The organism is Stenotrophomonas sp. PAMC25021 (genome assembly GCF_004795795.1).
Lineage (GTDB): Bacteria > Pseudomonadota > Gammaproteobacteria > Xanthomonadales > Xanthomonadaceae > Stenotrophomonas > Stenotrophomonas muris.
Genome location: NZ_CP039255.1, coordinates 4,519,222 through 4,546,132, shown reverse-complemented (window position 1 = coordinate 4,546,132; position 26,911 = coordinate 4,519,222). Strand labels below are relative to the sequence as shown.

Sequence of the window (26,911 nt, the reverse complement as noted above, 5' to 3'; positions counted from 1 at the left end):
CTTGAGTGTTCGCGACCCCAGCGCCAGCTACTGCAGGCAGGGCAGGTGCGGCGTCGCTGTACGCACGGGTCCGGCAGCGGCTGCGCGCGTGCCGGATGAACAATGCGGCAGCGGTGATGAATGCGACATCCGGCGCAAGCAGATGTCGACACGCCCTGCCGTCAGCAGGTGCTGCGTGGGGATGACCGATGGCTCAGCGCACCGACTGCGGCACGCGCCTCAGCTTTGCGGTGTCGTAACCCATGGCCGCGATGCGCTGCACGGCCTGCTGGTAGTCGCTCTCGGACACCTGTGGCGTGCGTGCCATGTACCACACGTAGTCGCGCTTGCTGCGCGCGACGATGGTCTGGCCGTAGTCATCGCGCAGCCAGGCAATCACATACTCGGCCTGGATCGGCCAGATGAACTGCATGCCCCAGATGGCGCCGTTGCCGTCCTTCTCGACCCGTCCCACAGGGTGCATCGACTTCTGGGGGGCGTCGAAGCTGCCCTTGCGATAGGTGAAGGTGGTCTGGATGCGCCCGTCGGGCTTCAATGCGTAGCTCTCCACCGCGTCGAAAGCTTTGCGCTCCGGCCATGAGGGGATGTGGGCGATCACATACCAGTCGCCCATGAAGCGTGGCACGTCCACTGAGGGCGGGCGGGGCAGGGGACGGGTATCGGTGGAACTGCAGCCGGAACCAAACAGGCTCAATGCCAGCAGGGGAAGCAGCGAGCGCATGCGCATGTCACACCTCAACGGGGGCGGAACAGATAGTGGGCGACCAGCCACTGCTGGCCGTCGTCGTAGCCGAACAGCTCGGCGCATGCCATCCAGAACATGCGCCAGCGCTGCCACCAGATCTTCGCGGCGGCCTGGCCGTAGGTCGCGACCAGCACCGGCATCACCGCCTCGCGTGCTGCATCCTGGTTGGCCAGCCAGTGGTCGGCCGTGCGCTGGTAGTGGGTGCCGTCCAGCAACCAGCGCTGGTCAAGCCGCAGGTCGCGCTGGAAATGCAGCAGCGTGTCGGCCGCCGGCATCAGGCCACCAGTGAAGAAATGGCGGCCCATCCAGTTGTCGCCGCCCTCGGTCTCGAACGGGTACATCAGCGTGCGGTGGGCGAAGATGTGCACGAACAGCGCGCCGTCGGGCTTCAGCCACTGGCTGATGCGCGCCAGCAGGCGCTCGTAGTTGCGCACATGCTCGAACATTTCCACCGAGACGCAGCGGTCGAAGCGTGCGGTTGGCAGCTCGAGCTGGTTGACGTCGCGGGTGATCACCTCGACGTTGTGCAGCCCCCGGGCCTGGCACTGCGCCATGATGTGCTGGCGCTGGCTGTGCGAATTGGACACGGCGGTGATCGCGGCGGCGGGATAGTGCTCGGCCATCCACAGGGTCAGCGAACCCCAGCCGCAGCCCAGTTCGAGGATCTGCTGGCCATCGGCCAGTCCGGCGCGCTGGCCGTACAGCTCCAGCATGGCGTCCTCCGCCTGGTCCAGCGTTTCGCGCCCGGTGGGGTAGTAGCAGCTGCTGTACTTCAGGCGCCTGCCCAGGCAGGCCTGGAAGAAGGCCGCCGGAACCTCATAGTGCTGGCGGTTGGCCGCGTCGGTATGCAGCGCGAGCGGGCTGTCGGCCAGCTCGGCGATGCGACGGCCGAAGCGTGCGGACTGTGCTTCGATACCGCCCAGCATTTCCTCGTGCAGGCGTTGCGCGCACAGGCGACGGATGCCGGCGCGCAGCGCGGCATCGGGAACCAGGCCGCGTTCGGCCCAGGCGATCAGCCCAGTTTCCGCGTCGTCGGCCGGGGTCAGTGACGGAATCGCGCTCATGCGGAATGCTCCTTGGAAGGACGAGGGAACCAGGGGAAGAACATCGGCGTGCTGCGCTGGTAGGCGCGGTAATCGTCGCCGCGGCTGCGCAGCGCCTGCTTTTCGGTGAACGGAATGCCGCTCAGGTAGCGCAGGAACACATACATCAGCAGCGGGCCGGACCACGCCAGCCACCACAGCGGCGAGCCGACCGCGAGCAGGACATAGCTGAACCAGTGCAGCCACTCGAAGAAGTAGTTGGGGTGGCGGGAGTAACGCCAGAGCCCGGCGCGGCAGGTGCGACCCTGGTTTGCAGGATCCGCGCGGAACCGGGCCAGCTGATGGTCGGCCAGGCTCTCGCCACCGACGCTCAGCAGCCAGACGAGTGCGGCGGCCACGACCCACAACGTCATGCTGGTCTGTGGATTGGCAGCCACCGCGACGAAGGGCAGGGCGAACAGCACGACCAGCAGTGCCTGGGCCATGAAGAAGCCGAAGATCTTGGCTTGATGCCCTTGCCAGTACTCGCGCAGATAACGGTAGCGACCGTCTTCCTGTTCATGGCGGACCCGATGCCACAGGTGCAGTGCCAGTCGGCTGCCCCACAGGCCACCGAGCACGCCCAGTGCAATCCGTGGCGCCGCCGCACCATCGCCGAGCCACGCCAGCAACAGGGCCGAAGCACCCACGCCCTTGGCCCAGAGCACATCGACCACGCCGATGTTGCGGTGGCGCCGCTGCCAGGCCCAGCCCCAGCTCATCACAAGCACGGCATACAGCAGTACCCACACCAGATTGATCATGACGGCGCTCCGGCCAAGGGCGGCGGGATGGTGCGGGAGCCGCGACGAGCGGCCATGCACAGCAGCGAAAGCGCGATGCTCCAGCCCACCCCCAGTACCAGCAGGCCTTGCCACAGCGGCGTAGTGAATCGAACCGCATCGAAACCGCGCGCTGCGGAGAGATAGGCCAGCGGGGCCAGCAGCAGGCCGAACGCGGCTGGCAGGGCAGGGTGGCGAAGCAGGAAGCGCATCGAAGTGGTCAGCGTCATCGCAAACGCGGCCCACAACGCCATGATCCAAAGGGGTGGCGTCCAGCCCAGCGGGGCCGCGGCGTAGCGTACGGTGCCGCTGGCGGCGGCACTGGCGTCGACCAGCCACGCGCAGGCCAGCGCCAACAGCATCAGCCGAAGATCCAGCCGAGGTTGCGGCGAGGTCAGCAGCTGGCTGCCGATGTAGAGCGACGCTGCCAGCAGCGCCGGCCATTGCCAGCCGCGCCCGGCGCCGGCCACGGCGCACAGCCAGACCAGCTGGTTGCCAAGCAGATTGGCCCAGAACCGGCGCACCTCAGCCGCCTTGACCCGATGCGCCAGCGGGACGATGCCCGGGGCGCGCCAGCAGCAGATGCGAAACGCCGATCGAACGCTCCAGGAAGCCGCCCTCGCAATAGGCCAGGTAGAACTCCCACATCCGGCAGAAGCGCGTATCAAAGCCCTGTGCCTGCACAGCGGGCAGCTGGGCAAGGAAGCGTTGGCGCCAGGCGCGCAGGGTCAGTGCGTAGGAGTGGCCGAAATCCTGCTGGGCGACCAGCTGCAGGTCACTGGATCGGGTCTTGGCCGCCATGATCGCGTTGATCGACGGAATGAAGCTGCCCGGAAACACATAGCGCTTGATGTAGTCGACGCTGCGCCGTGCCTGCTCGTAGCGGTGATCTTCGATGGTGATGGCCTGCAGCAGGGCGACACCATCGGGCTTGAGCAGGCGCTGCAGCGTTGCCATGTAGGTGTCCAGGTATTCGGCGCCGATGGCTTCGATCATCTCGATCGATACCAGCTTGTCAAACTGGCCCTGCAGGTCGCGGTAGTCCTGCATCAACAGCGTGACCTTGTCCTGCAGCCCGGCGACGCGGACGCGCTCTCTGGCCAGTGCATGCTGCTCGGCGGAGATCGTGGTTGTGGTGACGTGGCAGCCGTAGTGCTGCGCCGCGTGCAGCGCAAAACCACCCCAGCCGGTACCGATCTCCACCACGCGGTCGCCCGGCTTGAGCTGCAGCTGTTGGCAGATGCGGTCCAGCTTGCGCCGCGAGGCGGATTCCAGCGATTCGCCCTCTTCGGCGAACAGGGCCGAGGAGTACATCAGGTCCGGTGACAGGAACAGGGCGAAGAAGTCGTTGCCGAGGTCGTAGTGCGCGGCGATGTTGCGGCGGCTGCCTTCACGGCTGTTGCGGCGCAGGCGGTTCCAGCCGCGCAGCAGCCAGCCTCCCACGCGCGCCGGGCCGTGTTCCATGCTGTCGAGCAGATCGCGGTTGCGCACGAGCAGCCGTATCAGGGCGACCAGGTCGTCACAGCGCCATTCGCCATGGATGTAGCTTTCGCCGGCGCCGACGCTGCCCTGGGCCGCCACCTTGCGATAGAACGCCGGGTCCTCGATGGTGACGGTGACATGCAGCTCACCGCGGGCATCGCCCAACCAGACTTCGCCCAGCGCGTCGCGCACGCACAGGCGGCCGTCGCGCATCGGGGCGAGCTGGGCCAGCAGGCGGCGGCGCAGGAAGGCATCCAATGCGCCGGGGCGCGGCAGCGCGACCGAAGGAATCATCGAATTCATCGCGGTTTCTCGGCAAGGGTAGGGTGGTCGTGTACGGGATTGCGTTTCAGCCACAGCCGCAACGCATGCCAGTGGATGGCGGCCACCACCTGGGTGGTCATCAGTGGATAGCAGGCCAGGACGCGGGCCAGCCCGCGGCCATCCAGGGGGTGTCGTTGCATGACCTGGGTGGCATCAAACTGGCGCGCGCCGTCGCGCCAGACCTGCATGTGCACGCGCAGGTCCTCATCAGGGCAGTTGAACCGCCAGTCGTAATGACAATCCATCGGCATGAAGGGCGAGACATGGAAGCATTTGTCGAACCGCCAGCGCAGCGAGGTGCCTTCCTGCGTGGCCGTTGCGACCGGCAGCACGTAGGCGTGACGTTCCTTCCAGGGTGTGTTGGTGATCTCGGCGACGATGCAGTCCAGCGTGCTGCCATCGGCCCGGTAGCAGTAGTAGAAGCTGACCGGGTTGAACACGTGACCGGCGAAGCGCAGATGGGTGAGCAGGCGGACCGGGCCGGTGGGCCGGTAGCCCAGGGTTGATGCAGCGTGGTCGCGCACTGCATCGGCCAAGGGCCGCGCGGGATCGCCGAAGTAATCGCTGCGACGGAACTCGGCCAGATTGCGGCGATTGATCGACCACAGCCAGCGCCCGGCGAACACGCTGTCGAGTTCATCCAGGTCGAGCAGCAGCTGTGCGATCGGATAGCGGAACGCATGCGGGTGTGGCAGGTGCCTGCGGTGCGCCACCTGCCCGAAGTAGAGCGCACTGGCGCTCATGCGGCCACCTCGCCGGGAGCCGCCATGACGTGGTGCGGTTCACAGGTGCGCAGTGCATCGACCACGCGGCGGGCGCTGCGGATGCCGTCCTCATGGAAGCCCCAGCCCCAATAGGCGCCTGCGAACCAGGTGTGGCGGCGGCCCTGCAGCTCGGCCCAGCGCTGTTGCGCGCGCACTGCGGCATGGTCGTGCACCGGGTGCGCATAATGCAGGGTGCGCAGCACCTTGCCGGGGTCGATTGCTTCGCTGCGGTTGAGCGTGACCACCAGGGGCGTGCTGCCGGGCAGGCCCTGCAGCTGGTTCATGCAGTAGCTGACCGTGCAGGGCGCAGCAGGGTCGCGGGGCACATGGGCATTCCATGCCGCCCACGCCTTGCGGTTGCGCGGCAGCAATGACGCGTCGGTGTGCAGCACCGCTTCGTTGGCCTGGTAGCGGATGGCGCCGAGCACGTCGCGTTCGATGGGGTCGGCGTCACGCAGCAGCGCCAGGGCCTGGTCGCTGTGGCAGGCCAGGATGACCTCATCGAAGCCTTCCACGCCGGCCGCGCTGTGCACGCGAGCGCCCCACGGCATCCGCTCGACCGACTGTACTGGGCACTCCAGCCGCTCATGCACCCGCCAGCGGGCGCGCAGGGCGTCGACATAGCGGGCCGATCCACCGCTCACCACCCGCCACGGTGCACGCCCGGTCATCTGCAGCATCTGGTGGTTGGCCATGAACTGGGCCAGATAGCGCGCCGGGAAGTCCATCACCGTGGCCGTCGGGGACGACCACAGCGCGGAGGCCATCGGCAGCAGGTGCTCGTCGATGAAGGCATCGCCGTAGCGCTGGCTGCGCAGGTACTGCCCCAACGTTGGGCCCTCGTCTTCTGCCAGCAACAGGGGGGCATCGCGGTAGAACCGGCGCAGGTCGGCCAGCATGCCCCAGAACCGCGGCGACACCAGGTTGCGGCGCTGGCAGAACAGGCCATCCAGCGAGGTGGCGTTGTACTCCACGCCGCTGCGCTCGCTGTGCATCGAGAAGCTCATCGTGGTCGGCTGCGAGGCGACGCCCAGCTCGTCGAACAGTGCGGTCAGCAGCGGGTAGTGCTGGGGATTGAACACGATGAAGCCGGTGTCCACCGCCATGCGGACGCCATCCACCTGCACGTCGTGGGTGTGGGTATGGCCGCCCAGATAGTCGTTGGCCTCGAACAGCGTGACGTCGTGTTCGCCGTCCAGCCACCAGGCGCTGGCCAGTCCGGCAATGCCCGAACCGATGATCGCGATGCGCATGTCAGTACCTCGCCTTGGCCAGCACCCACTCGGGAATCGGCTTGAGCCCTTTGACCAGCCCAAGCGCCGCCATCGCGCGCAGTCCATACCAGGTCAGGTCCACTTCCCACCAGCGGAAGCCCTGGCGGACGGTGCCCGGGAAGAAGTGGTGGTTGTTGTGCCAGCCTTCGCCGAAGGTGAGCAGCGCCAGCCAGAGATTGTTGCGGCTGTCATCGCGGGTCTCGAAGCGGCGGCGACCGAAGCGATGGGCCAGCGAATTGATGGTGACCGTGGCGTGGAACAGCACGATCGTGGAGATGAAGAAGCCCCACACCAGCAATTGCGAGCCGGAGGTATGCAAGCCTGGCGCCCAGCGCTCCAACCCGGCGCCCAGTGCATACAGCGCTGCGGCCAGCAGTACCGGCACAGCCGTATCGAAGCGGTCCAGCCAGCGCAGCTCCGGGTAGCGCGCCAGGTCGGGCACCCGCGACAGGTCGGTGGCAAAGGCCTCGCGGGTGAGGAACCAGCCCATGTGGCTGCGCCAGAAGCCGCCCTCACGGGGGGAGTGCGGGTCCAGCGGCTGGTCGGCGTGACGGTGGTGGTGGCGATGGTGGGCGGCCCACCACAGCGGCCCGCGCTGTACGCTGGAGGCGCCTATCACCGCGAACACGAACTGCACCGGCCGCGATGCCTGGAAGGTGCGATGCGAGAAGTAGCGGTGGTAGAACGCCGTGATGGCGAACATGCGCACCGCATAGAGTGCTGCAGCCACGATCACCGCTGTCCACGAGATGCCCACCCAGATCACTGCGATGCAGGCCAGGTGCATCAGCGCGAAGGGCACGGCGCGCACCCAGTCGATCCGCCCCGGCCGCTCGCCGGTGGCCTCTGCGGCGTTGCCGGTATCGAACCAGCGCTGCAGCGTGCGCAGCAGGCGCCAGCGTCGACGGGGGAGGGGCGCTACAGAGGCCATGGCGGATCTCGGCGGGTTTCGTGTCTTCCTCTACGCGGCAGAAGGCCCACTGGATGCGGAGCGCGGCAGGAAATTTAGATTTCACCTGGCCGTAACGGTGCAGCGATCTGTCAGCGGCTGCGCCCAGGCCTGCTGCCATTCGCTGGCGGGGCGACCAGCCGCTGCGGCGATGAAGCGCACCGTCACCTGTGGATAGGCACCGCGTTGATCGCGCAGGTTGCTGGTGCCACGGAACTCCAGCAGGCGCTGGTCAGCGCTGGCATATACCAGCGCAAGGCGTGGCGCGATGCCGCCGTACCAGGTGTCCAGGCTGACCTCGATCGACTGCGCATCGATCCCCTGCCAGCGCTGCGGGCCGGTGCGCCTTACCTGCACCGGGAAGTAGCGCTGCCGCGCTGGGACCAGGAAGGGCAGGGTCACACGCTCGCCGCGCATGAGCGCCTGCCAATGCAGGCGCACCGCCGCGTCGAACCCTGCGTCGATGACCGCGCCGGTCGGCAGGTCGAGCTCGCGCTGCACCGGTGGGCTGCCGGCATCCTCCTTCCACGCGATCGAGACCCTGCCGCTGGCGGCCTCGACGTCGGCCTTCTGGCCGCTGCGCCGGTCCTCCAGGGTATAGCCGCGCGCCTGTGGGTCCGCGCTGGCCGGCAGGTGCTTGCGGGCGAAAGGCCGCCCGTCCGCGCATTGGTACAGCACCCAGCGCTCGGCACCCTCGGCCGCATCGCGTCGCCAGTGCACCTCGCGGTAGAGCAGGTCGCCGCGCGACGACGTTGCTACCCCCTCGCTTCGCAGCCAGGGCGCGGCCAGCGCGGCATGGGGCAGGCACAGCAGCAGCCAGGCGGTACGCATCGCGTTCATCCGGGAAAGGAGGGCTGAGGTCATACGGCGGGGATGGGCGGTTGGATGCGTCTGCAGCGGCTGCATCCAATCACGGCCCCTGCGCGTACAGAGGACAGACCTTCACCCGCCCGCCGCGAACGCCGATGTACCCTGACGCCGCCAGCAACCCCCTCAACTTCGATACCGCACGCATCGTGTCCAGTTCCCAGCAGCCGAGCAGCGAGCCGACGAACTGGGCCGGTGACATGGACGGCGTGGCACGGCTTCGTGACCGCGACTGTTTCATGCGGATCTATGATTACTTCATGCCGCGGCTGTGCGTATACCTGCGGGGCCTGGGCGTGCCTGACGCGGTGGCCGAGGAACTGGCGCAGGAGAGCCTGCTGCGGCTATGGCTGCGCGCGGCCGACTTCGATCCCGCGCAGGGTGCGCTGAGCACGTGGCTGTATCGCATCGCCCGTAACCTGCACATTGACCGCATCCGCCGCGAGCGCGCCTGGATGCAGGTGCAGGCAGCCGTCGAGGACGCAGCAACCCTGGATGTGATCGAACGCAGCAGCGCCGAACAGTTTGCCGACCAGGCCCGGCTGCGCCAGCGCATCAACGAACTGCCCGCCGTGCAGGCGCGCTTGGTGCGCATGTCCTATTTCGAGGCCAAGAGCCACAGCGAGATCGCCGAGGCGATCGGCATGCCCTTGGGCACGGTCAAGTCGCATCTGCGGCGCGCGTTCCTGCAGCTGCAGGCCAAAGTGGGAGGTGCGCTGTGAACCCGCGCCACCACCTGCACGAATCGACGTTGATGAGCTATGCCGCAGGCGCGCTGCCCGCGCCACTGAGCGTGGTCGCTGGTACGCATCTGGAGCAGTGCCCGCACTGCCGCCAGCGCCTGCGCGAGGCCGAGGCGATCGGCTCGGTGCTGCTCGAGCAGACCCAGCCGCCCGCGCCTGATCCACGCCGCGAACAGCTGCGCGAGGCCATGCTGATGCAGCTGGCTGCGGAAATGCCGATTGCCATGGACCAGGCCGCGCGTCCCGTGCCGAAGGAGCGGCCCGAGGCCGACCCGGACCATCTGCCTGCCTCGCTGCACCCCTACTTCGGGGCATCGCTCAGTGGGTTGCGTTGGCGCTGGATGGCACCCGGCGTGCAATGCATCCGTGCCGAGCAGATGCCTTCGCTGATCATGCTGAGGATCGCCCCGGGCAAATGCCTGCCCATGCACAGCCATGGCCGCAGCGAGCTGACCCAGATCCTGCGCGGTTCCTACAACGATGCGCTGGGGCTGTTCGCACCCGGCGACGTGGCGGACCTGGATGAAGACGTGGAGCATCAGCCGGTGACCGCGCCGGGGGTGCCGTGCATCTGCGTGTCGGCGCTGGATGCACCGCTGGTGTTCAGCGGGTGGCTGGCGCGCAAGATCCAGCGGTTCGTGAAACTCTAGTGCGGCCCTGGCCATGGCTCAGGCACGGACATTGCGGATTCTCCTGACCGGCGCTGCAGGCCTGGTGGGGCAGGGCGTTGCCCTGGCCTGCCAGCGTTCGCCGCAGGTTGCCGGCTTGACCGCGCTGGTGCGGCGCCCGGGCAGCCTGCGCGGACCCGGCAGCGAACGGGTGGTCCCGGACTTCCTGCACATCGACGCGCAGCGTGATGAACTGGCCGGGTACGACGCATGCTTCTATTGTGCCGGTGCGCCACCGGTTGGCACTGCCGAGGCCGAGTACCGGCGCGTGACCCTGGACACCACACTGGCAGTGGCCCGCGCCTGGGCTGCGGTGAATCCGCAGGGGTCCTTCCTGTATGTCTCCGGCGCAGGCGCGGACCCGCAAAGCCGGCTGATGCCGCTGCGGGTGAAGGGCGAGACCGAGCGGGCGTTGCAGGCGCTGCCGCTGCGCGCGGTGATGCTGCGTCCGGGCGGGGTCCGGCCGGTGCCGGGGACAGGTACCCGGCATGCCCTGTTGAAACCCCTGTACTGGGGCGGCGCACCGTTGATGAAACTGGCCGGTGCGCTCGCGCCCTCGCTGATGACCAGCAACCTGGCGCTGGGCATGGCCATGATCGCCCTGGCCGGAAGAGAAAACCCGCCGGCCACGATCGAGTGCGCGGATATCAACCGGATCGCGGCAGGCATGCGCGATGCGTCCGCCTGACCTCAGCGCGGCGCAGCCTCCAGCGCGGTGCGCACTGCCAGCGCAAGGTCACTGCGGGTAAATGGCTTTGGCAGCAGGGCGGCTGCACGCCCCTGCGCGCCAACCGCATCGTGGTCGCGTGGATAGCCTGACGTGAACAGGACCGCGATTGCCGGCCAGCGTTCACGCACCTCACGCACCAGCTCCCAGCCGGACATGCCCGGCATCACCACGTCCGAGAACAGCAGGTCGACCTTGGTGTCCGGCCGTTCCAGCAGCCGCAACGCCGAGGGGCCGTCGTGCGCTTCCAGCACGCGGTAGCCCAGCAGGCGCAGCGCATCGACTGTATGCGCACGGACATCGTCGTTGTCCTCGGCCACCAGCACGGTTTCCTCGCGTGGCGAGTAGCCGGCCAGGCCCGTCTGCGGGACGCGAGCCTCGCAAGGCAGCGCCAGAGGCGTGCGCGGGAACATCATGGTGATGCTGGTACCGCCGCCTTCCACCGAATCGATCAGCACGTGGCCACCGGACTGCTTCACGAAGCCGTGCACCATCGACAGGCCGAGCCCGGTGCCGCGGCCGACCTGCTTGGTGGTGAAGAACGGCTCGAACACGCGCGCCAGGGTGGCCGCGTCCATGCCGTGGCCGTTGTCGCGCACCCGCAGCATCACATACTCGCCGGGGGAAGCATCCGGGAACAATGCGGCGTAGTCGTGGTCGAGGTGGCTGTTGTCGACTTCGATCACCAGGCGGCCGCCGTGCGGCATCGCGTCGCGCGCATTGACCGCCAGGTTCAGCACCGACGCTTCCAGTTGGCTGATGTCGATCTCCACGCACCAGATGTCCTCGGCGGTGCGGATGTCCAGTTGCACCAGTTCGCCCAGCGCCCGCCGCAGCATGTCCTGCATGTCCAGCAGGCACTCGTTGAGGTTGGCTGCCTGGCTGTGCAGCGGCTGGCGCCGGGCAAAGGCGAGCAGGCGCTGGGTGAGGCTGGCGGCACGGCCAACCCCCTTCAGGGCATTGTCCAGGGCACGGCTGGCCATCGCGCCGGCTTCGCCGGCCCGTTCGCTGAGCAGCATGGCGTGCTCGATGTTGCCCGAGATCACCGTCAGGATGTTGTTGAAATCATGCGCGATGCCGCCGGTGAGCTGGCCGACCGCCTCGATCTTCTGCGACTGGCGAAGCGCATGCTCGGCCTGCCGCCGCGCAGTGGTTTCCACCGCCTCCGATACCACGGCAGTGGCCACGCCGTCGGCGTCCAGCAGCGGGCGCAGCGAGACGTCGAAGCTGCGCCGGCCGGTGGGCAGTTCCAGCTCGAGGGAATGCAGCGAGTTGCGACCCTGCGCCGCCGCGGCGACGGCCTGGTCAACCACCGCGCCGACGCCGTCGGTGTTGGCGAACCACAGGGATTCGCCGAAGCGCTGGCCGACAATGTCCTTCTTGTCCGCCAGCACGGCGGCCAATGAAGCGTCATTGGCATCGACCACGCGCCCGGACAGATCCAGCAGCACCTGATGCTGGAAGCTGGATTCAAAGATTGCCTGCAGCCGCCGTTTGCTGGCCCGCAGTTCGGCGGTGCGCGCCTGCACCTGCTGCTCCAGGGCCTGGTTGTCCTCACGCAGGGCCAGTTCGGCCTGCTTCAACACCGATACGTCGCTGCCCATGCAGATGTAGCCGGCCACGCTGCCATCGGCGGCATGCTCCGGCACGCAGTCCATCTGCACGAATCGTGACTGGCCGCTGCGATGCACGAGCTCGACCTGGAAGCTGGTGCGCTCGCCCTGCAGCACGCGTTCCAGGCTGGGGAGGGCACGTTCGAAGGCGCTGATGCCGCTGACATCGCGGGCAAGGCGTCCCAGCAATTCGGCCTGGCTCACGCCATGCCAATCCAGGAACGCCTTGTTCGCGAAGCGGTAGCGGTGGTCCTTGTCGAGCCGGGCGATCAGCGCCGGAACGGCGTCGGTCACCTGCTGCAGCTGCGCCTGGCTCTCATTGAGCGCAGCCTGCGCCTGCACCAGCTGGTTGCGCTCGTGGGCTTCCTGCCGCGCGCGACGGATGGCATCCGGCAAGCGCTGCAGGCGCTGCTTCACCACATAGTCGCGTGCGCCGCGGGTCAAGGCCTGCACGGCCAGCTCTTCGGTCAGGGTGCCGGAGACGAAGATGAAAGGCGTGTGCGGGATGCGCTCGCGCGCCAGCGCAAGGGCGGCATCGCCATCGAATCCGGGCAGTACGTGGTCGGCCAGGATGATGTCGAAGGGGCGATTGTCGATCGCCTCGATGAACGCATTGCGGGTCCACAGCCGCTCGGCCTCGAAGTCGAGGCCTGCGCGCTGCAGCTGTGCGCTGATCAGCTCCGCGTCAAGCGCGCTGTCCTCCAGCATGAGGATGCGCAGGCGCTCACTGCGGCGCGATCCATCACGCATGGTGCTGCCCCGAACCGTTGGGCCGGTGCGGCGGTGGCTGGTTGGTGATGCCCCAGAACATGCCCAGCCCCTGGATGGCATCGAAGAATTCCTTGAAATCGACCGGCTTGACCACGAATGCATTGACGCCCAGTTCGTAGCTCCGCACCAGGTCCTGTTCCTCGCGCGAGGAGGTCAGCATCACGATCGGGGTGCTGCTCAGCTGCGCGTCGCCACGGACCTGTTCGAGCACTTCCAGGCCATTGACCTTGGGCAGCTTCAGGTCCAGCAGCACCACGACCGGGCCGCCGTGCATGGCGCCGGCGAACTTGCCTTCGCAGCGCAGGTAGTCCAGCGCCTCGGCGCCATCGCGCACGTGGATGACGTCGTTCAGCAGCTGGCAGCGTGACAACGCGGCCATCGTCAGCTCGGCGTCTTTGGGGCTGTCCTCGACCAGGAGGATCGGCCGCAGGTCCCTCATGGGTGATCTCCTGTGGAACGGGGTAGGGTGAAATGGATCGTGGCGCCCTTGCCGGGTTCGCCCTCGGCCCAGGTGCGGCCGCCGTGGCGGCCGATGATGCGGCGCACATTGGCCAGGCCGATGCCGGTGCCTTCGAATTCCTCGACGTGATGCAGGCGCTGGAACACGCCGAACAGCTTGTCCACGTAGCGCATGTCGAAGCCGCAGCCGTTGTCGCGCACGAAGAAATGGTCTTCGTCGTCGTTGCGTTCGTGGCCGACCTCGATAACCGCCTGCTCGCGCTCGCGGGTGAACTTGATCGCGTTGCCCAGCAGGTTCTGCCAGACCAGGCGCAGCATGGTCGGATCGGCCTCGACTTCCGGCAGCGGCGCCAGCGTCCACTGCACCTCGCGGCCGGCATAGTCCAGGGCCAACGTCCTGCGTACGTCCTCGGCCAGCGCAGCCATGTCCAGCCGCACCCTGCCCACCGTCGAGCGGCCCATCTGCGAGAAGCTGAGCAGGTCATCCACCAACGTGCCGGCAGATTTCGCCGATTCCACGATGGTGTCGAGGAAGCGGCGTTCGGTGTCGTTGAGGCGCTCGCCCGCAGAGCTGCCCAGCAGCTCCGAGTAGCCGACGATGTGGCGGAAGGGAGCGCGCAGGTCGTGGCTGACCGAATAGGAGAACGCTTCCAGTTCCTTGTTGCTGCGCACCAGCTGTTCGTTCAGCTCCGCCATTTCCTCGGCCTTGCGCAGCACGATGTCGACAATGGCGGTGCGCATTTCGTGCGCGGCATCGCAGTCGGCATCACTCCAGGGCAGGCTGCGCTGCTGCACGGTCTCCTTCCACGCCTCGAACGAGTTCCGCGGCGACAGGGCCACGCCGGGTGCCTCGGTCTTGCGCGGGTCGCCCCCCCAGCGCACGGTGCGCACGACCTCCGGCCGGAACCACATCAGGTAGCTGTGATGGAGCTGCGAGATCGACACCGCCAGCAGGCCACTGGCCACGTCGGTCAGGTGCGCGGCAGGCGACCAGTCGCCGGCGAGATGATCGGTGCAGTACATTTCCTGCCCGGCGTGCTGGTTGGCCAGCCAGTCGGCCAGGGCCAGCACCTCGCTGGGGGGCGGGCACTGCCCCACGCGCATGCAGTCCCCCTTGTGCACGATGGCCGCGCCGGCCGCGCCGGTCAGGGACAGCAGGCTGGCCTCATCGTGGCGCAGCGCCGCCATGAACTCTTCGTCCCCGGCCATGCGTGCCAGCAGCTTGACCAGCACCGAGCGACGGGCCACGCGTTCCTCGATCGCGCGCGCGCGCTCCTTCAGCGCGATCTGCAGCGACAGGATCTGGCCCATGAACTCACAGGCCGTACGCACGTGGTACGGCAGGCGGCGCGGCTGCACCGCGTGGCAGGACACCAGGCCCCACAGCTGCCCTTCGTGCACCAGCGACACCGACATTGATGCCCCGGTGCCCATGTTGCGCATGTACTGCAGGTGCACCGGCGAGACGCTGCGCAGCACGGCCAGGCTCAGGTCGGTGGGAGGCGCGTCGCGATGCGCTTCCGCGCGCAACAGCGGCGCAGGGGTGTAATCGCTGTCCGCAATCAGGCGCACCCGGTTGCGGCGGTACAGCTCACGCGCCTGGGCGGGGATGTCCGATTCGGGGAAGCGCAGGTCCAGATAGGATGGCAGCAGGCCGTTGCCGTCCTCGGCCACCACCGTGCCATTCCAGCCTGCATCGAACTGGTAGACCAGGGTGCGGTCGAAGCCGGTGAGGCGTCGCACATGCGCGGCGGCCAGCCTGCACAGGTCTTCCACCGTCGTGGCGGTCTCGATGCCGGACATCAGCTCGCGGATCGCCGGGTACAGCTCTTCCAGCGAACCGGGCTGGCCCGGAACCGGCGCCTCCAGTTCAACCAGAAGGTCGGTTGCAGACCGGTGCACGAGCAGCTGGTGGCGGCCATGGCCATCCAGATGCACCGCGCCCACGTGTGCGCTGCTGCCGACCGTGGCCTGCTGCAACACCGCCTGGAACGGCGCCAGCACGCCACCCAGCACCTCGGCGACGTGTTGCATCAATGGCTCGCCGAACTGCTGCAGCAGGGCGGGGTGGCTGATGGCGCGCTCACGCACCTGCAGCGAGTGCGGTTCCACCACCAGAAGCACACCGTACGGCTGGATCGCGCCGGGGGTATGGATCGGTTCGCGCGCGCAACGCGACAGGGCAGCGTCGTGCGTGGGCTCAGCAGAAGGCATCAAGGGCGGGACTCATGATTCGTGAAGGGCAGGAACGACCCAGCGGTGTATCCGGTAACCATGGATGGTGAAGCAAAAGAGCGTATCCGCCTACCTCCCTGTGCATGTGGCGTGTCCTCCATCTGAAACTGAATTCTTCATACAAGCAGCGATGCGCATTCGGCAGGCGTCTCTGCCGGCTTCGCGGCCAGTGCATCTGCGCTGCACGCCGGCTCGACAGCGGCTGCCCTAGGGTGGCTCGACTTCCGTCGGATACCACGCCCGTGAACCTGCAGACCCTGCCTTCTACGCCGTACCGCATGCTGGCTGACAGTTGCCAGTTCGAACTGCTGGATGTGGATGCACTGCAGGACCCCGCCAGTGGCCGGTTGCTGCACCTGTATTCGCTGGTGGCCCGTTGCCTGTCCTGCGAGACGGTGTTCAAGGCCGAAGAAGGACAAGGCCTGGTCAGCCATTCGTCGGCGCGTGTGGTGCGTTGCCCCGCCGGCTGCGGGCAGCAGGCGTTCAAGCCGGCACTGTTGAGGAACTGGCGCCCACAGGTCGTGGCCCAGGCGTAAGCGATGCGGCGCGCTATCACAGCAGCCCGGGGTTGGCACGCCAGACTGCGAAGTTGAGCGCCGAGGCGAAGCAAATCCAGGCCAGATAGGGCAGCAGCAGTACGGCTGCCATCGTGCGGACGCGCACGAACGCGAGCATCGTCGCGCACACCAGCGCCACCAGCACCAGGATGTCGGCGAAGGCGAGGGCGCCCAGCTTCCAGCCGAAGAACAGCCAGCTCCACAGTGCATTGATGGCCAGCTGCACCAGATAGAGCCACAGCGCAGGCCGCGCGCCGCGCCAGCCGCGCTCCCGCCAGACCAGCCACGCCGCAATCGCCATCATGGCGTACAGCAGGGTCCATGCCGGGCCAAACACACCGGCAGGCGGCGCCCATGCAGGCAGGACGAGGGTGGCATAGAAGCTGGCGGCGGACGTCGAGGCCCACGCGCCCAGTGCGGCGGCAGCGAAGGTGATCGCCACCCATCCCAGAAGGCCATAGGCCTGTGTGCGCTTGTTCATTGCGTGCAACTCGTCAATTGGGGCGTCGGTGTATACGCACCGGGGCCGGCAATGGATGCAGACGGTTGCCTTCAGTGCGACGAGCCTGCAGCACCCGTGCCCTGGCCCGCTGGCAGCAGCGAAGGCTGCTGGTCAAACCACTCGCGTGCCTTGGCCAGATGCCATTGGCGCTGGTCGCCGTCCAGCTCGATGCCCGCACCCAGCAGCCCCCACCGTAGATAGAGATCACCGCGCTTGCGCTGTTCCAGCAGATCCAGCCGCGCGCGTACCGACAGGCGGTCGTTCTCGGCCTGCAGGCCATCGATGACCAGATGGCCAGGGCGCCAGCGCAGCGTCGCCTGCGCCTGTACCTGTCCGGAATCCAGCAGGGACAAGGTCCAGCGCGGGTAGTCGGTGCGCTCTGCGAACAGCGCCAGCAACGGTCGCGCATCGCTGAGATCGAGGTCCGTGGTGGCATCCACCTGGAACGGCGACTGCGCATCGATGCGCCCACGCCTGAAGTCCACGCGGCCTTTCCATGCCGTCGAGCCCTGCGTGCCCGCCACCTGCACGTTGCGTAGCTCGACCGTGGTGCCGGACAGATCGAAATGACGCTGGTTGAAGTCTCCCCGGCGCAGTGTTGCGTTCACGTCGATATCGCCGCCCATGTCCAGCCCTGCCACCTTTGCACTGGCGTTGCGCCCCAACAGCCGGGCCGTGCCATGGCCGACGCGCCCGTCGGTATCGAGGGTCGCATCACCACTCACGGTGCCGGTGCCACGGAGCAGTCGCACCTGGGGCGAACCCAGGTAGCGGTTGTAGGCGGTCAGATCAGGGATGGTGGCTTCACTGAAGCGCAGCTGCGCGCGGACGCCTTTGCGCAGTTCCTGCAGGCGGCCATCGCCGGTCAGGTCCAGGGCCAGATCCCGGCCGTCGAACAGGCGTACGTCCTTGGCATCGCCTGGCCGCGCGGTGAAGCGGGGCAACCGGACGGCCAGCCGCGCCTGGCTGGGCGTGCCGGCCTTCAGTTCGCCGTGGGCACTGGCCGTGCCCGCCAAGCGCACACCCGCCACCTCGGCCACGGCTTCGGCTGCAGGAATGTCCACGGTGCTGCCTTCGGTCAGCTCGCCGTTGCGAAGGCGCAGGTCCGCCTTCAGCGTGCCGCCGCCATCCAGCTGCAGCCACGGCTTGCGCACGAACAGGGCAGGGATCCAGTTGAGCGAGGTGAACGTCCATTCGCCGCGCACTGTGCCAGAACTGCGTTCCAGCAGCTGTGCGGGCTGTTGGAAGGGAATGTCCCGGCCACTGATATGCAGATCGGCATCCACCTCGCTGCCTGAACCGGACTTTGGCGGCAAGCGGGCCTGCAGGCGCAGGTCCTTGGCCACATTGAGTTGCAGCGCCAGCATGCCGCGATCGGGGGCGCCGTCGCCCAGGTAGAGCGGCACCTGCCACAGCGCTTGGTCGCCGGGCTGCAGTTGGCCATCGATCAGGTGGAGTGCGGCCTGCAGCCGTCCGGGCACTGGTGCGCTGGAGATCTTCGGCGTTGTGGCATTGGTGTCCATGCGCAGGCCCTGGCTGCGGGCATCGACCTCGAGCTGGGCATGCAGCAGCTTCAACTTGGCCAGGCCGGGCGCCTGGTCCCGATAATGGCGCGGATAGCTGAAGCGCGCGGTGAGATCCATGTCGCCCAACAGCTGCACGCCGTCAAAACTGGTGTCCGCATCGCTGAATGCAACCTCGGATTCGAACAGTTCCGACGGCCCGCCGCGCAGCTGCTTGAGGAAGCCCACCGTGCCCTGGCCCTGGCCGATGATCAGCAGCCTGCCGAAACGTGCGCTGCGGATACTATCGCTGTGGATGGCGTCGAAGCGCAGGGTCCAGCCGCGGTCGCTGCGCGGCGGTGGCGGGATGGCCTCTTCCACGCGGCTGATCTCGGCCGAAACCCCGGTGGCCTGCAGCCGGGGCACCCGCACCTCGCGCTGGAACAGGGGCAGCACCGCCAGACGAGCGCTGGCGCGGTCGGCGTGCAGCACGTAGACCGTGTGGTTCACATGGCCGCGCATGTGCACGTTCCAGGCGATGACATGGCCTGGCAGCACGGTAATGGCCGGCCCAGTGGTCATCACGAACTTGTGCGGCTTGCGGTTGGTGACCTGGTCAAACAGCGGTGTGTTGAGGAAGATGTTGCCGGCCAGCAGGTACAGCAGGTAGATGCCCAGCAGGACGCAGGCAGGAACACGCCACCGTCGAAGCCGGTGCGGGATATGCGCGGAAACAGGGGACATCTACTGCTCTGAAGGCCGGAATATCTGCAACTATTGCCGAGCCGATGGCGGTGGCGCGTGAAGCAGCTACGGAGCAGGCGTTGGATTCTGGTAGTGTCCGGCCTAGTCACCACCACAGATCTGCAGGAGTCGCATGGATATCCGGCCCGCCCGTGCAGGCGATTTCGACGTGATGTGGGGCATGTTCGAGCAAGCCATTGCGACGCAGGATGCGCTGCCCTTTGCTGGCTCTTTCGCCGTCGAGACGTTTCGCGCGCATTGGTTCCAGGCCCAGGCACCTCATGTAGCTGTGCTGGAGGGCCGGGTTGTGGGCATGTACAAGATGGGCCCGAATTTCCCTGACCTTGGGGCGCATGTGGCCAGCGCCACGTATGTGGTCGACGCCGCGACACAGGGGCGGGGCGTGGGCCGAGCCCTGGTGGAACACAGCCTGGAGCGGGCGAGGGCGGAAGGGTTCCTGGCCATGCAGTTCAATTACGTGGTCAGCACCAACGGCCCGGCGGTGGCGCTGTACCGGAAGCTGGGGTTTGCGGTGGTTGGAACGCTGCCAGAGGCCTTCCGGCATGGCAGGCGCGGGTTGGTCGATGTCTTCGTAATGCACAGGTTCCTGTAGTGCCGTCGCCAGGTCGGCCGCATCAATCAGCATTCTTCGGGAGCGTGATGACGAATGAGGTGCGGCCATCACGCCATCGTCCACGAACAGTGCCGCGGTGCGCGTGGCAGATTTCCCGCACCAGGAACAGGCCGAGGCCAAGGCTCGCGTGTTCTCCCTGTGACGCGTTGTGCGAGCCTCGGCGCAAGGGATCGAACAGGCTGTTGAACGCTTCGTCCGACAGTTCGGCCCCCGCGTTGCTCACCGTGATCAGGGTCTGGTCGGCGAGGCTCTCAAGGCTGATCCGCACATCGGTGCCGTGTTCGCCGTACTTTGCGGCGTTGGTCGTGAGGTTGTGAACCGCCTCGCGCAACGAAGAGGCATCGAAGCAACCGCGGGCATCGCCTTCAACCTCATACGTGATAGGGACGTGGGGCAGGGCAGCGCGAAGCAATTCGACTTCCTCGCCAAGCGATTGGGCAAGATCGCAGTCCACCGGATGAATGGCCATCCCATCGCCCAGCTTGCTGCGGCTGTAAGCCAGCAGGTCGTCCAGCAGCTTTTTCATGCGCATGCTGCCGTTGATGATCCGCTCGGCCTGCTTGGCCAAAGCTGGGTCCTGCAGCCCACTGTCCAGGGTGTCTGCCGAGAAGATGATCGCTGCCAAGGGGCCTCGGAGATCATGCCCGAGCGCCGCGAGGAAGATCTGCCGCCAGGATTCGACCTCGGCAGAGAACTGAGCAAGGGATTCGGCCACCGCCTGGTCGATGGCCTCATTGAAACGAAGGATGTCATCGATCGATGAAGTGACCAGCCGCTGGTCGGATGCCCATCGCCGAAGTACCGAAGCCCGAAGCGCTCGATACTCAGCCACCATCTGGTTGAGGCCAAAGCCGGCGATGGCGCGGGTTCGGCCATGATAGGACGCGGCGGACTCGGGGCCGGGTTTCAACGGTGCAAGCCCGTGGGACTTTGCGAGCTGCTGGGAGTCTGTCTGCGGCGATCTGAGATCGTCTATGACCGCCTGAAGAATCTGGGGAAGATGATTCCGAAGTTGCTTTGCGCTGAACTCGACGGTATCGGGTGCCTGCGTTTCGGCGAATGCCACCGCGTCGTCGAGGATTTCCCGCGCATTCTGTTCGATAAAATCAGCCAGGCGCATCGCCAAACCCGTCCTTAAGTGGTGCGCCGAGCCTACACGAGGGCGTTTGGATACGGGGTGAGAAAGGCTCGGCCTGTGGGGCGCGGTTCTGCCGGTGTTGGGGCGGCCATATGAAGGGGGAGCCTGCAGCGCGGGTCGGGCCCGGGCGACGGTCGCCCGGGCCAGTCTGGCTAGAACATAATATACATTATGCGAAATGTCGTATCCGTCAAATCTGGGCCTTTGTTGGCTCTGCATGGCAATGGTGATTGACGGGGAGAAGTCGCCCCACCTACTACGAAAAGTCGCCCCATTTTCTACGGAAAGTCGCCCCACATTTGACGGAACTCCCATCAAGGCGCCCCTAATTCGACGAAGCTACGAAACTGATGCCCCAGATTTGATCGAACGGCAGACAAGTTGCCCCAAGAGTCTCGGTTGGTGGTTGCTCAATTTAACCTGCGAGTGAACCCTTGTGCCACCGGCGAAGATCGCGGTCTGCGTATCGGTGATTCTGGGCGCTGGGGGAGCAAGCCTTGGCAAATCGCGCGCCGCTCCGCGTGCGGCTAATCTGGGCCTGCAGGCCCGCGCTTCCTGCCCTGATTAAACCGAGATCTGCAGGGGCGCGCTCTTTGATTTTGAGTTTGTCCGATGGCGGGCTCGGGGCTGCATGACTGATGGCAGATGTACGTCACGCTACGGCAGTCTCCAAGGCCAGCATCTTCTTTTGCCGGGATCGCGATAGTTCCAGCTGTGGCGAGGACCATAGTGGTGCCTTGGGAGGCGCCACTGAATACGTCCCTCAGGGTCACAGCCGCTGATTGATCCATGCCCAGGTCGTGTTGGATAGGTAGCCTTGGTGGCTGCCTGTGTAGACATGGGTGACAAAGATCCGGTCGTTCCCATCAAGACGCTGCCTGAGATCGGTGCATAGAGCGTCGGCGGATAGGCTCGTTGAGATCCATCGCACGGTCTCAAGGCCGGGATCGGCGACGTTTTCGTGCCGATTCAGGTGGTTCAGAAACGCTGTCCGCTTTGCTTCGTAGTTCGCTTCGCGGTTCAAGTTCCAGGTCACTACATAGACGGCCATTTCGATCCTTCGAGTGTGACACTCAGTGTGTCGGCGCGATCATAGCAAGTGTGATACACGTCGCGAAAATGGCTGCCCCGCCCTATTCTTTGATGGTTCCGATAAGATATATTTATCGGAACTCGGGAGATTTTTGCGCTATATTTTCAATCACTTATGAGCGACCTCCTGCCAACTCTGACCACCGCGGCTCCTGCCAAACCGACCGTGGCGCAGCTCTCGCAGTCCTCGGCGGACGCGGTACGCGAAGTCTTCGCCGAAGCGGCCTCGGCCAACACCACGCGCAGTTACGCCACCGCATTGCGCTACTGGGCGGCCTGGTACCAAGGCCGCTACGGAGTGGTCATCGCCATGCCGGTCGACGCGTCTTGCGTGATCCAGTTCATCATCGATCATCTGGCCCGGCGCTCAGGCGACGCCCTGACCTGGGAGCTGCCGCCGACACTGGATGCGCTTTTGGTAGAAGGCAAATTCAAGCAGCGCCAAGGACCGCTCAAGCTGTCGACCATCGTCCACCGCGTTGCGGTGCTCTCCAGCGCCCATCAATTGCTCAAGCTGGCCAATCCCTGCGAAAGCAGCGAGGTTCGGCAGCTGTTGGCCAAGGGCCGTCGCGCCGCACATAAGCGCGGCGAGCGGCCGAGCAAGAAGACGGCGATCACTGCGACCGAATTGATGGCGATGATTGCGACCTGTGAGGACGATCTTGTTGGGAAACGTGATCGTGCCCTGCTCTACTTTGCCTTCGCCAGTGGTGGGCGCCGGCGGAGCGAGACGGCCCATGCCGCCTTGAGCAAGCTTGCGCCGATCGACGGCGGGTACCTCTACCACCTGGATGTCGGTAAAACGCTTCAGGAGGGCGTCAAAGCAGGCGGCTCGCCGGACAAGCCCTTGTTAGGTCCACCGGCCGAAGCGCTTCGCACCTGGATCGAAGCGGCTGGACTGCAGGAGGGTGCCCTCTTCCGCCAATTAACACGCGGGAAAGTTGGGGCCGGCTTGTCACCGAAGTCGGTGGCCACCATCATCCAGAATCGCGCACGCGCTGCCGGGTTGGTGGGGAGCTTTGGCGGTCACAGCCTACGATCGGGTTTCGTGACGGAAGGTGCTAGGCAAGGAATTGCCCTGCCAGCCATCATGGCAATGACCGATCACCGATCGGTGGTGAGTGTAATTGGCTACTATCAAGCCGGTGCAGCCGAAACGAATCCGGCGGCCCGAATGCTGGAACGCTCAATAAAGTCAACTTCGGATTGACTGCCTTGGCAGTCGCGGCGAAAGCCGCCCTGCCCGTCAGGGCATCGTCCCGCCCGCCTTGATGACCATGACCGACCATGGGCTGCGGTCAGCGGTCGACCACCTCCGGGCCGGCGCCGTCAACACCAACGCGGCCGCGGGCCTGCTTGATAGTCGCGGGCCGGCCCTTGGTCCTCGATGCCACTACGACTGGGGCGCGCAATTCCTATTGGACGATCACATGCTCCACCGCGCGTCGACTGTTCTCCAGGCTGGGGGATTCCTGCATGTACAGGGTCGAATCCTGTTCCCGCGCCACCTGCCGCAACAGCTTGTCCATCTCCATTGATAGTCGCCACAGCGCGGCAGCTTTCTCGGGCGTATCCAGGATGCGCCGCGAACCATCGGGCGTCATCAGCGCTTGAGCCTCGGTGGGATTGTGATAGCACCAATCCAAGTGCCGTTGCGCCTCCGTCAGGATTGCCAGCTCCCATTGCGCGCCGGCGCGCAGTGCGGCCAGGTCCGCGTGATAGAGCAAGCCGGCGATCTCAAAGCTGGATAAGCCGATCATCGTGCCCTCCTCTTCTGCGTCGGCTTTGACGTTCTTGCATAGCCGGATCGCTTTGCGGAGGCCGCCGAACGCCACAATATCTCGGTCTGACACCCGCTTAATATGGAGAAATGGCAAGTTGTCGATCGTAACGTGGTCGAACTTGTGGTAGATAGAGACGCCACGATCGTATTCCAGTCCACTAAGCTGGTACTGCAACGTATCCCACCACACCGCAGGGACGACATCGACAGGACGAGCTAGCGAGCCGCCGCTGAGCTTGACGGCCTTTGCATTGGTCGCATCTACGTCGACTGCCGGAAAGGCGGCGCGCAAGGCAGACTCGCTCGTGCGACGTAGATCGCGCAGCAACAGCAGGGTGTCGCGAACCGGCGGGGAGTAAGCTCCGCGCTGGGCCCGAACACCGCCTGGCGCGTAATACAACGAACCCAGCCCAATCGTCAGCAGATCCACATCGCTGACGCCCCGAATATGCACATTTAATGGCACCGAACCCTGCAAACGATAGGTGGTGCCGAGTCCTTCGGCCGCCAACCGCTGTCGCAGTTGGTTCTCGACCCGGCTGGCGGTCTCGACGCTGATGCGCGTGTAGTCGGGATCGACCTCCTGCATGGCGCCCAAGGCGTAGCGGGTGGATGGTTTGCCCCCGGCCCGCCGCTCATAGGCCTCCCCCAAGAGCTGCTTGCGGAGGATCTCGACCTGTTGATCCGCGGCAACTGCGGCGGAGCGGTCAGCACCCGATCGCCGGGCGCGCAGCTTCTGGAGCCGATGATCGATTGCGGTCATGATTGGCGCCTCCAGCGCATTCGACCGTAGGTCGCACGCCCTCGACCATTGAAATAGTCACCTTCGGCCTGCTGTTGGTCCGCGCTGACAGTCATGTCGCAGAAGCCTACGTGATTGGCAAGATTAGGTTGATCGATACGCGCATCATTGCGATAGTTATAAAACAACCGGTAGCCACCAGCTTCATCGTGCATCAGTGCCGCGACCACGCTATCGGACCCGGATTGCTCGGTGGTCAAGCGAATTCGTAATCGATCCCAGCTCTGGGCAATAGACACCGTACCGGTCCAGTCTCGCGCCGACGCATCGTCCGCCCCGCCATACGAAGTCCCCTCGCAGCGCCACTGCCCCTGCAGATCGGGGACTTTCAGCAGCCGTGACAGCCAAGGAATTCGCCAGAGGTGGCGGTCGAATAGCCAATAGAGGATCAGGTACACGGCCCCCGCACCGATGAGCGCCATTACCGAGGGCGTCAGGTGCGCAGGTAGGCCGTACCTTGCGGCCAGATCGATCACCCGCAGGACCAAGTAGACAATGCCCGCTGAAATGGCGGCTGCCGCAGTCCCCAAGTAACGGCCGATCTTCGCTCGACTGATCCCGTCCAGCAGGACGTACTCATGACTCCTCATGCCTTCTGCCCCATTGCTTGAGTCACTAATGTGCCGCGCCATATCGGGCGCCCCTAGCGTCATTCACTATAGCCCCGGTCAGTCGCACTGACTGAGACAGGCACCAAGGCTATGGCTTCGGCATCGAATTGCCTATGCGATCTTACGGACATGACTGCTCGCCACCTCTAGAGCAACGCCGTCACGCCCGCACTTCTGGCGTGCAATAATCGTGAAGCGGAACTTGCGCCCAGTTGAGCATTTTGTCATTCATTCTTGTTGATATGAGTGATGTATGCATCAACTTTTCTTATAAGGCCATGAAGGTTTATGGTCGCACGATGAATGAAGTCGTCAATTGAATTCGGGCTGAGCGACAATTCGTCGCCATCGGGCCTAAATAACCTGCCAATTCTTTCGCGGTGCGCCGGCTTTTTCACCATCCCGCCGAAATGGACTATGGTGTGCCGAATCGTAAACATCTCGTCCAACATGCGTGGGCACTGCGTAGTTTCCCAGTTGGACGTTTCAAACTTTAGTGCCAGCTTGAGATGCTTGTAGATGTAATAGATCTTCCTGAGCACCTTGTTGCCGTTTTGCACATCAACATTAAATTCCTTTGCGAACTCGCCATACCTTTCTCCATCTGACTCTTCTAGCCCCATGATTGGGAACAGCGAGCTTACGAAAGCCTCTGTGCATGCGCAGATGCTTACAACGCACTGCCTGCGTACCATCTCGCCATACTCTCCGCCTCGAAGATACGCACTGAGGTCATCAGCGCTTATGATGGTTGTGTAGCCATCAGGAAAATCGTCGCTTAGCCTAGCGAACCCGCTGAGTTCGACCAGCGACAAAAGTTCTTGCGTGTATGTGCTGCCAATTGCAACTTTGGCTACCTGGTCGAGGCTTCTATAGAAATCTTCGCACAGAGAGAGCAAGTCATTGTTTTCGATGTGGATCGAAGTTGCGATGTTTGCCATTGCTGTTTTGCCCGATTTTTCGGCCGAATAGGCGGCCCCGTGAGTCTGACTGCTGATGGTCGATACGATTAAGGGGTTTTACCTAGACTCATGCCTGGGTGAGGCCTGCCACTGCGGCCAAATGCCCTTAGCGTCACGACTTAACTTGGAACGCATTCCCGGCCGCACATCGGTCGCGCCAGGAGTTACCTCAACTATTTCATTGGAGGTCAGTTCCACGATTCCGGCAGAGATGGGGTGAGGCAGGACCGGATCGCAGCCCGAGCCAGTGCGGTGCCACTACCTAAATCCCTCCCAAATCCTTGAGTACGGCCTGCCCTTTCTGCAGGAATCCAACGAGCAGCCGCCCTCCTGCCACCTGCCTCCCCAACTGCTCGTTGAGGTAGCTGGCCTGCAAACGCGCATGGGCCAGGAGATCCGTCTGGGCCATGCTGGGCGTTACGGCTCGGAGCGGTTCGCCTGGCGACGCCAGCTGCCCCCCGATCGACTGGACCACGCAAGGTCGCTGGCTGTCATTTTTGGCATATGCCGTTGCCATCATCCGACGGTTCTTCGGCGACCAGCCACCAAGCACCAACTCGGTTCCGAGCTGCTCGATCGGTAATCCCGCCTCGACGGCCGCCCTCTCGTAGTTCGGCCACAGCTGGTCCACCACCAGCCCCAACTCAGCAGATAGCTGTTCCATTGTGAAATCTGCCCGGAAGCTGGCCTGGAGTACCAGTTCATAAATTCGGAGGAAGAATTGCGTAGAACCTCGCGTAGCAAGCATTAGGTTGTGCTGAGGGATCAGCAGCAGCTTTGCCCCTGCGGAATGTGCCCCTGTGATCGCGTCCTCTGCAAGGGTATCCACTGCGACGACAAGGTGGTCACGAGTGAGCAGAAGGTTGAGGATGCTCATAGCGGGCTCGCTTAGATGTTCGCAGACTATCGCCTTCCACTCCCCTTCCTGTCCAGACTGCCATGACCTCCGAAATCACAGAAATCCTTGATCGCCTCCGTGCATGCGAGGCCGTGCTTGAGATGCACCGCGGCTACCTAAAGGCAATGGAGTATGCGCTGCGGGTTTCGTTTCTAACACACCAAGATCCGGGGGTTCTGCTCGACACGTGGACCAGATTGC

26 protein-coding genes are annotated in these 26,911 nt (G+C 65.2%); 6 read left to right on the top strand and 20 right to left on the bottom strand.

The features are described from left to right. Positions 1-193: 193 nt before the first annotated feature. The 9 genes from E5790_RS21110 to E5790_RS21070 form a co-directional block, all read right to left on the bottom strand. Positions 194-727: a lipocalin family protein gene (locus E5790_RS21110; RefSeq protein ID WP_111206860.1), complete on the bottom strand. Its 534-nt coding sequence runs from the start codon at positions 725-727 to the stop codon at positions 194-196. An 8-nt stretch (positions 728-735) separates the two neighbouring features. Next, the gene (locus E5790_RS21105) at positions 736-1,809 is read right to left on the bottom strand and encodes a class I SAM-dependent methyltransferase (protein WP_111206859.1); all 1,074 of its coding nucleotides are present in this window, start codon (positions 1,807-1,809) and stop codon (positions 736-738) included. Further along, positions 1,806-2,591: a DUF1295 domain-containing protein gene (locus E5790_RS21100; protein ID WP_111206858.1), complete on the bottom strand. Its 786-nt coding sequence runs from the start codon at positions 2,589-2,591 to the stop codon at positions 1,806-1,808. Before E5790_RS21100 ends, E5790_RS21105 begins: the two co-directional genes overlap by 4 nt. Beyond that, positions 2,588-3,133, bottom strand: coding sequence for a DUF2878 domain-containing protein (locus E5790_RS21095; RefSeq protein WP_014647125.1), 546 nt, complete (start codon positions 3,131-3,133; stop codon positions 2,588-2,590). Before E5790_RS21095 ends, E5790_RS21100 begins: the two co-directional genes overlap by 4 nt. A gap of 1 nt (position 3,134) precedes the next feature. After that, positions 3,135-4,394 carry a cyclopropane-fatty-acyl-phospholipid synthase family protein gene (locus E5790_RS21090; protein WP_049405283.1) on the bottom strand — a complete coding sequence of 420 codons (1,260 nt, stop codon included), beginning with the start codon at positions 4,392-4,394 and terminating at the stop codon, positions 3,135-3,137. Next, a complete protein-coding gene (locus E5790_RS21085) occupies positions 4,391-5,158 on the bottom strand; it encodes a DUF1365 domain-containing protein (protein WP_014647127.1) in 768 nt (255 codons plus the stop codon). The genes E5790_RS21090 and E5790_RS21085 overlap by 4 nt, the downstream gene beginning before the upstream one ends. Continuing rightward, entirely contained in the window at positions 5,155-6,432 is a 1,278-nt protein-coding gene (locus E5790_RS21080) for an FAD-dependent oxidoreductase (RefSeq protein ID WP_049439856.1), read from the bottom strand. The genes E5790_RS21085 and E5790_RS21080 overlap by 4 nt, the downstream gene beginning before the upstream one ends. A gap of 1 nt (position 6,433) precedes the next feature. Next, positions 6,434-7,384 (bottom strand): acyl-CoA desaturase, encoded by a 951-nt coding sequence (locus E5790_RS21075; RefSeq protein WP_075075970.1) that lies wholly within the window; start codon positions 7,382-7,384, stop codon positions 6,434-6,436. A gap of 81 nt (positions 7,385-7,465) precedes the next feature. Beyond that, positions 7,466-8,233: a hypothetical protein gene (locus E5790_RS21070; RefSeq protein WP_111206857.1), complete on the bottom strand. Its 768-nt coding sequence runs from the start codon at positions 8,231-8,233 to the stop codon at positions 7,466-7,468. A 134-nt stretch (positions 8,234-8,367) separates the two neighbouring features. Between E5790_RS21070 and E5790_RS21065 the strand changes: the two genes are divergently transcribed. Genes E5790_RS21065 through E5790_RS21055 form a run of 3 tightly spaced genes read left to right on the top strand, consistent with a single transcriptional unit; the run spans position 8,368 to position 10,368 of the window. Next, entirely contained in the window at positions 8,368-8,991 is a 624-nt protein-coding gene (locus E5790_RS21065; protein WP_111206856.1) for a sigma-70 family RNA polymerase sigma factor, read from the top strand. Further along, the gene (locus tag E5790_RS21060) at positions 8,988-9,662 is read left to right on the top strand and encodes a ChrR family anti-sigma-E factor (protein WP_111206855.1); all 675 of its coding nucleotides are present in this window, start codon (positions 8,988-8,990) and stop codon (positions 9,660-9,662) included. Before E5790_RS21065 ends, E5790_RS21060 begins: the two co-directional genes overlap by 4 nt. A 13-nt stretch (positions 9,663-9,675) precedes the next feature. After that, positions 9,676-10,368: an oxidoreductase gene (locus tag E5790_RS21055; RefSeq protein WP_032961090.1), complete on the top strand. Its 693-nt coding sequence runs from the start codon at positions 9,676-9,678 to the stop codon at positions 10,366-10,368. A gap of 2 nt (positions 10,369-10,370) precedes the next feature. On the opposite strand, the gene E5790_RS21050 is transcribed toward E5790_RS21055, so the two are convergent. Genes E5790_RS21050 through E5790_RS21040 form a run of 3 tightly spaced genes read right to left on the bottom strand, consistent with a single transcriptional unit; the run spans position 10,371 to position 15,464 of the window. Further along, positions 10,371-12,770, bottom strand: a complete 2,400-nt coding sequence (locus E5790_RS21050) for a response regulator (protein ID WP_111206854.1) — start codon at positions 12,768-12,770, stop codon at positions 10,371-10,373. Next, on the bottom strand, positions 12,763-13,230 hold the full coding sequence (locus tag E5790_RS21045) for a response regulator (protein WP_014647135.1): 468 nt from the start codon (positions 13,228-13,230) through the stop codon (positions 12,763-12,765). The genes E5790_RS21050 and E5790_RS21045 overlap by 8 nt, the downstream gene beginning before the upstream one ends. Then, complete coding sequence (locus E5790_RS21040; protein WP_111206853.1) at positions 13,227-15,464, bottom strand: ATP-binding protein; 2,238 nt, start codon at positions 15,462-15,464, stop codon at positions 13,227-13,229. The genes E5790_RS21045 and E5790_RS21040 overlap by 4 nt, the downstream gene beginning before the upstream one ends. 263 nt (positions 15,465-15,727) lie before the next feature. On the opposite strand from E5790_RS21040, the gene E5790_RS21035 reads away from it, so the two are divergent. Further along, positions 15,728-16,021 (top strand): hypothetical protein, encoded by a 294-nt coding sequence (locus E5790_RS21035; protein WP_111206852.1) that lies wholly within the window; start codon positions 15,728-15,730, stop codon positions 16,019-16,021. A gap of 16 nt (positions 16,022-16,037) precedes the next feature. Here the strand turns inward: E5790_RS21035 and E5790_RS21030 are convergent, their stop codons facing one another. Together E5790_RS21030 and E5790_RS21025 are read right to left on the bottom strand one after the other, a co-directional pair. Then, complete coding sequence (locus E5790_RS21030) at positions 16,038-16,523, bottom strand: TspO/MBR family protein (RefSeq protein ID WP_049439841.1); 486 nt, start codon at positions 16,521-16,523, stop codon at positions 16,038-16,040. Positions 16,524-16,594: 71 nt separating this feature from the next. Further along, positions 16,595-18,790 carry a hypothetical protein gene (locus tag E5790_RS21025; protein WP_111206851.1) on the bottom strand — a complete coding sequence of 732 codons (2,196 nt, stop codon included), beginning with the start codon at positions 18,788-18,790 and terminating at the stop codon, positions 16,595-16,597. Between the two features lie 133 nt (positions 18,791-18,923). Here E5790_RS21025 and E5790_RS21020 point away from each other — a divergent pair, with 133 nt between their 5' ends. Next, on the top strand, positions 18,924-19,403 hold the full coding sequence (locus E5790_RS21020; RefSeq protein WP_014647140.1) for a GNAT family N-acetyltransferase: 480 nt from the start codon (positions 18,924-18,926) through the stop codon (positions 19,401-19,403). 22 nt (positions 19,404-19,425) lie between these two features. Here the strand turns inward: E5790_RS21020 and E5790_RS21015 are convergent, their stop codons facing one another. Together E5790_RS21015 and E5790_RS21010 are read right to left on the bottom strand one after the other, a co-directional pair. Continuing rightward, positions 19,426-20,544, bottom strand: a complete 1,119-nt coding sequence (locus tag E5790_RS21015; protein ID WP_111206850.1) for a sensor histidine kinase — start codon at positions 20,542-20,544, stop codon at positions 19,426-19,428. A gap of 787 nt (positions 20,545-21,331) precedes the next feature. After that, positions 21,332-21,613 carry a hypothetical protein gene (locus E5790_RS21010; RefSeq protein WP_032966721.1) on the bottom strand — a complete coding sequence of 94 codons (282 nt, stop codon included), beginning with the start codon at positions 21,611-21,613 and terminating at the stop codon, positions 21,332-21,334. Between the two features lie 156 nt (positions 21,614-21,769). Between E5790_RS21010 and E5790_RS21005 the strand changes: the two genes are divergently transcribed. Further along, positions 21,770-22,864 (top strand): site-specific integrase, encoded by a 1,095-nt coding sequence (locus E5790_RS21005; RefSeq protein WP_050557867.1) that lies wholly within the window; start codon positions 21,770-21,772, stop codon positions 22,862-22,864. Positions 22,865-23,069: 205 nt separating this feature from the next. Here the strand turns inward: E5790_RS21005 and E5790_RS21000 are convergent, their stop codons facing one another. From E5790_RS21000 to E5790_RS20985, 4 genes are all read right to left on the bottom strand, one after another. Then, positions 23,070-24,200, bottom strand: a complete 1,131-nt coding sequence (locus E5790_RS21000) for a hypothetical protein (RefSeq protein ID WP_032966722.1) — start codon at positions 24,198-24,200, stop codon at positions 23,070-23,072. Then, positions 24,197-24,829, bottom strand: coding sequence for a hypothetical protein (locus E5790_RS20995; RefSeq protein WP_032966723.1), 633 nt, complete (start codon positions 24,827-24,829; stop codon positions 24,197-24,199). Before E5790_RS20995 ends, E5790_RS21000 begins: the two co-directional genes overlap by 4 nt. A gap of 245 nt (positions 24,830-25,074) precedes the next feature. Next, a complete protein-coding gene (locus E5790_RS20990; RefSeq protein ID WP_032966726.1) occupies positions 25,075-25,791 on the bottom strand; it encodes a hypothetical protein in 717 nt (238 codons plus the stop codon). A gap of 283 nt (positions 25,792-26,074) precedes the next feature. Next, positions 26,075-26,689 carry a hypothetical protein gene (locus tag E5790_RS20985; protein ID WP_032966728.1) on the bottom strand — a complete coding sequence of 205 codons (615 nt, stop codon included), beginning with the start codon at positions 26,687-26,689 and terminating at the stop codon, positions 26,075-26,077. Positions 26,690-26,911: the final 222 nt, after the last annotated feature.